The 4,163-nt window shown below is 67.3% G+C and carries 7 protein-coding genes; 4 read left to right on the plus strand and 3 right to left on the minus strand.

The window, feature by feature from the left end:
• Both MTR62_RS20220 and MTR62_RS20225 read left to right on the plus strand, forming a co-directional pair.
• The coding region (locus tag MTR62_RS20220) for a hypothetical protein (RefSeq protein WP_244024335.1) at positions 1-181 on the plus strand (181 nt) is incomplete at its 5' end.
• Entirely contained in the window at positions 178-942 is a 765-nt protein-coding gene (locus tag MTR62_RS20225; RefSeq protein ID WP_244024337.1) for a sigma-70 family RNA polymerase sigma factor, read from the plus strand. The genes MTR62_RS20220 and MTR62_RS20225, both read left to right, overlap by 4 nt.
• Here MTR62_RS20225 and MTR62_RS20230 read toward each other — a convergent pair.
• Genes MTR62_RS20230 through MTR62_RS20240 form a run of 3 tightly spaced genes read right to left on the minus strand, consistent with a single transcriptional unit; the run spans position 939 to position 2,591 of the window.
• A complete protein-coding gene (locus tag MTR62_RS20230) occupies positions 939-1,202 on the minus strand; it encodes a hypothetical protein (RefSeq protein ID WP_244024339.1) in 264 nt (87 codons plus the stop codon). The two genes, MTR62_RS20225 and MTR62_RS20230, sit on opposite strands and share 4 nt — an antisense overlap.
• The gene (gene trxC / locus MTR62_RS20235; protein WP_244024341.1) at positions 1,199-1,654 is read right to left on the minus strand and encodes a thioredoxin TrxC; all 456 of its coding nucleotides are present in this window, start codon (positions 1,652-1,654) and stop codon (positions 1,199-1,201) included. Before trxC ends, MTR62_RS20230 begins: the two co-directional genes overlap by 4 nt.
• A 55-nt stretch (positions 1,655-1,709) precedes the next feature.
• The gene (locus tag MTR62_RS20240; RefSeq protein ID WP_244024343.1) at positions 1,710-2,591 is read right to left on the minus strand and encodes a LysR family transcriptional regulator; all 882 of its coding nucleotides are present in this window, start codon (positions 2,589-2,591) and stop codon (positions 1,710-1,712) included.
• Between the two features lie 174 nt (positions 2,592-2,765).
• On the opposite strand from MTR62_RS20240, the gene MTR62_RS20245 reads away from it, so the two are divergent.
• On the plus strand, positions 2,766-3,368 hold the full coding sequence (locus MTR62_RS20245; protein ID WP_244024345.1) for an FMN-dependent NADH-azoreductase: 603 nt from the start codon (positions 2,766-2,768) through the stop codon (positions 3,366-3,368).
• A gap of 26 nt (positions 3,369-3,394) precedes the next feature.
• Positions 3,395-4,012, plus strand: a complete 618-nt coding sequence (locus tag MTR62_RS20250; RefSeq protein WP_244024347.1) for a YceI family protein — start codon at positions 3,395-3,397, stop codon at positions 4,010-4,012.
• The last annotated feature ends 151 nt before the right edge of the window (positions 4,013-4,163 follow it).

Consider the following 4,163-nt stretch of genomic DNA (forward strand, 5'->3'; position numbering starts at 1 on the left):
GCGTCGCGCGCTGGCGCAGCTGCTGCGCCTGCGCGCGCCGTCCTGTCTCGTGCTGTCGATCGCCGAATTGCCGCCGACCCAGCCGATCGAGGTGATCGACGTGGTGGGCGCACCGCCGCCGCCTCCCGCCGGACTCCCGGCTCCGGGGCGCGGGGAAGCCGCTGAAAGCCTGGCCGCATGAAACAGGATCAGGGCGCCTTTTCCCCTCCGACCTACTCGGTCGGCACGCGCAGTTCGCGTCTGGGCGGCCACCGCGAGGAAGTGGCCGACCGCGTGCGCCGCTTCCTGCCGATGGTCCGTCGGCTGGCCTGGCACGTCAACGGCACCGGGCGGTCCGGGATCGAGCTTGAGGATCTCATGCAGGCCGGGCTCGTCGCGCTGACCGAATGCGCGCAGAAGCATTCGGGGCCGACCGAGGACGGCTTTGCCGCCTACGCCAAGATGCGCGTGCGCGGCGCGATGGTCGACCTCGTGCGCAAGACCGTGCCGATGTCGCGCGGGGCGAGCGAACGGCGCAAGCAGATCGAGGCCAAGGAGAACGAACTGCGCGGGGTTCTGGGCCGTTCGCCCGAAGCGCGCGAACTGGCCGAGGCGTTGGGCATCGCGCCTGCGGAACTGGCGCAGATGCAGGGCTCGAGCCAGCCGATGCGGTTCGAATCGATCGACGAGGTCTATTCGGACCAGAACATCGCCTTCGCCGCCGAGACCAAGGACAGCCTCGACCTGCTGGCCGACGAGGAAATGCGCGAGGCGGTGATCGCGGCGCTGACCGACCTGCCCGAACGCCTGCGCCTCGTCATCTCGCTCTACTTCGTCGAGGAACTGAACCTGTCCGAAATCGCCGAAGTGCTCCAGGTCAGCGTCCCGCGCGTCCACCAGCTCAAGGCCCAGGCGCTCGCCAAGCTGCGCGAGAGTCTTGATGGGGTGGCGGATATTCTCTAGGGGCGCTGGCCGTCGGGGCGGCGAAAGCGCAAGCGGTCCCCGTGGCGTGTGAAACGTGACTTTTCACGATGGCGGGCAAGGTCCCGTGTCGCCATCTTGCGGCATGCGGGGACGCTGTTGATCCGCGGCGCGACGAGCCGGCGCATTTCTTCATCGGCGAAGATCCGGTCGTGGGCTTCCTGGATCGAAACGCCGAACTTTTCACGCGTGCGCTTGACCAGTTCGAGCCATTCGCGTTCGCCAAGGTCCGGATAGTTCACCCCGCCGTGCCCATCATCGCCTGCTGCGCCCACTGCACGATCGCCTGCGGGGGCATCGCGCCCGACTGGCGGGCGATTTCGCGCCCCTTGTGGAGGAGGATCATCGTCGGGATCGAGCGGATCGCGTAGCGCGCGGCGATGGCCTGTTCGGCCTCGGTGTCGAGCTTGCCCAGCCGCATCATCGGTTCGAGCGTGGCCGCCGCTGCCGCGAAGGCCGGGGCCATCTGGCGGCAGGGGCCGCACCAGCTGGCCCAGAAATCGACCAGCAGGGGCAGGTCGCCCTTGCCCGCATGGGCATCGAAGTTGGCGCTGGTGAGCGTGAGCGGCGCGCCGGTGAACAGCGCGGCGTGGCAGCGCCCACAGGTGCCGCCCGCGCCAAGCCTGGCGGCGGGCACCCGGTTCGGGGCGCCGCACGAAGGGCAAACGACGATTTTGCTGTCACTGGCGGGCATCGGTGGTCTCCTTGCTCTCGAATGTGGGATCGCGCAGGCGGGAAGGGAAGGGGTTTCAGGCGACCATGAAGCGAAGTCTTTCGGCCTTGAAGGCCAGGTCGAGCGCTTCGATCACCGCGCGGATACGCGGCATGTCGCGCAAGTCGCGGTGGACGCCGAGCCAGATTTCGCGCGCGGGGCCAAGGCCCGCCGATGTGATCCGCTCGAGGCCGGGGAGCACTTCGGCGAGGTAGATCGGCAGGCAGGCGATGCCGATCCCCGCCTGCGCCGCGCCGCCTTGCGCATCGCGGCTGTTGGTGCGGTAGACCACCTCGCCCTCGGGGACCTTTTCCGCGAGCCAGCGCGCCTCGTTCTGGTGCGCCATGTCGGGCATGACGGTGATCACCGTGTGCGTGGGCTCGCTCAGCGGCTCGGGGTGCGCGGCGCGGTATTCGGGGCTGGCGTAAAGCGCGCAGACCATCGTTCCCATGCGCCGGGAGATCAGCTCGTTGTGTTCGAAGCGCACCATGCGGATGGCCAGGTCCGCCTCGCGCTCGACCAGGCTGAGCGAGCGGGTGTCGGACAACAGGTCGATGGTGATGCCGGGGTATTCGCGGCGCAGATGGGCGACCGCGATCGGCAGCAGGCGGTTGGCGATGGTCTCCACCGTGGTCAGCCGCACGCGGCCGTGCAGCGCTTCGTCGCGGCCCTGCACCAGCCGTTCGAGGGTGAGCGCCTCCTCGTCCATCTTCTGCGCGTTGGCGAGCACGGTTTCGCCCAGCCCGGTCAGCTCGTAGCCGTGCGGGGTCTTCATCAGCAGGCGCGCGCCGCTGCGTTCCTCGAGCGCGACGAGGCGGCGGCTCATGGTCGACTGGCTGAGCCCCAGCTCGCGCGCCGCACCCGACAGGCTGCGGGCGCGCGCAATGGCCAGAAAGGTGCGGATATCGTCCCAGTTCACGGCGTGCCTCCCCGGCAGGCCCATGCGTTATTGCATGGAAACTATGCTCATATCGCCAATGTTCATGCAAAACCAGAAGGTCTATTTCCCTCTTCAAGCTTCCTGCGAAGCCCTGGCGGCCTTGCCCGAGCATCGGGCGGGCCACCCCCCACTTGATCCAGGAGACCCGTTCGCATGACCAAGTATCTCGTTCTTCGCACCGCCGCCACCGGCGCCGCCTCCGTCAGCAACCAGCTGATCGACACCTACCTTGCCGAACTGGGCGAGGACGCGGTGATCGTCGAGCGCAACCTCGACACCGATCCCGTCCCGCACATCAATTCGGGCTCGCTCGTCGGCATCGGCCGCGCCGCTCCTGAAGGCGACAAGCTGACCCCCGCCTCGCAGGCCGCGCGCGATCTGCAGGACACGCTGATCGGCGAAGTGATGGACGCCGACGTGCTGGTGATCGGCCTGCCGGTCTACAACTTCGGCCTGCCCTCCACGCTCAAGTCCTGGTTCGACTACGTGCTGCGCGCGGGCACTACCTTCCAGTACACCGAGACCGGCCCCGAAGGTCTGGTCAAGAACACCAAGGCGATCGTCGCGCAGGCGCGTGCGGGCAAGTACGACGATGACGCGGGCATCGTCTTCGCCGCGCCGCACCTCAAGGGCATGCTCGGCTTCATGGGCGTCACCGAAGTGACCGTGGTCACCGCCGAGGGCATGGCCTTTGGTCCCGAAGCCGCCGCGAGCGCCATCGCCGACGCCAAGGCCGCCATCGCCAAGCTTGCCTGAACGGCCTGCCGGAAAGGATTTTCCAGATGACTTTCTCGTTCTTCAAGACCGCCCTGATTTCGGCCGCTCTGGTCGGCGCGCCGACGGCGCTGCTCGCCCAGGGGGCCGATCCGGCTCCGGCCGCCGCGCAGGCCGGTTCCTACACCGTCGAGCCTGGCCACACCCGTGTCGGCTTTTCGGTCATGCACTTTGGCTTCACCGAATATTACGGTGAATTTTCCGGGGTTTCGGGCACGCTTTCGCTCGATCCCAAGAAGGTCGAGGACGCCCGGCTGAGCGTGAGCATCCCCGTCGCCTCGATCGACACCACCAACGACACGCTGGATGGCGAACTGCGCGATCCGACCTGGTTCGACGCGGCCAAGTACCCCAAGATCACCTTCGTTTCGACCAAGGTGACCCGCACCGGCGATCGCACCGCAGACATCACCGGCAACCTCACCTTCCACGGTGTGACCAAGCCCGTGACGCTCCACGCCAGCTACAACGCGGGCGGGGTGAACCCGATGGACAAGGCCTATACCCTGGGCTTCAACGCCACCGGCACGATCCAGCGTTCGGACTTTGGCGTGACCAAGTACGTGCCTGTCGTGGGTGACACGGTTACCCTGCGCATCAGCGCGGCCTTCGAAAAGGCCAAGTAAGTCCCCCCAACCCGAAGAACCCGTCGGGTCGCACACGAAAAGGGGCACGCTACCGATCCGGTAGCGTGCCCCTTTTTGCGTGGTTTATCGCCGTTCAGAGCGCGTGCTTAGAGCCCTCTCTGATTGGGGCCTCGTGGGTCAAGCTGCTTCC

It is taken from the genome of Novosphingobium organovorum, assembly GCF_022832435.1.
GTDB lineage: Bacteria > Pseudomonadota > Alphaproteobacteria > Sphingomonadales > Sphingomonadaceae > Novosphingobium > Novosphingobium organovorum.

Coding starts and splice junctions, on each gene's coding strand:
- MTR62_RS20225 (WP_244024337.1), top strand. CDS start 178: ATGAAACAGGATCAGGGCGCCTTTTCCCCTCCGACCTACTCGGTCGGC.
- trxC (WP_244024341.1), bottom strand. CDS start 1,654: ATGCCCGCCAGTGACAGCAAAATCGTCGTTTGCCCTTCGTGCGGCGCC.
- MTR62_RS20245 (WP_244024345.1), top strand. CDS start 2,766: ATGACCAAGTATCTCGTTCTTCGCACCGCCGCCACCGGCGCCGCCTCC.
- MTR62_RS20250 (WP_244024347.1), top strand. CDS start 3,395: ATGACTTTCTCGTTCTTCAAGACCGCCCTGATTTCGGCCGCTCTGGTC.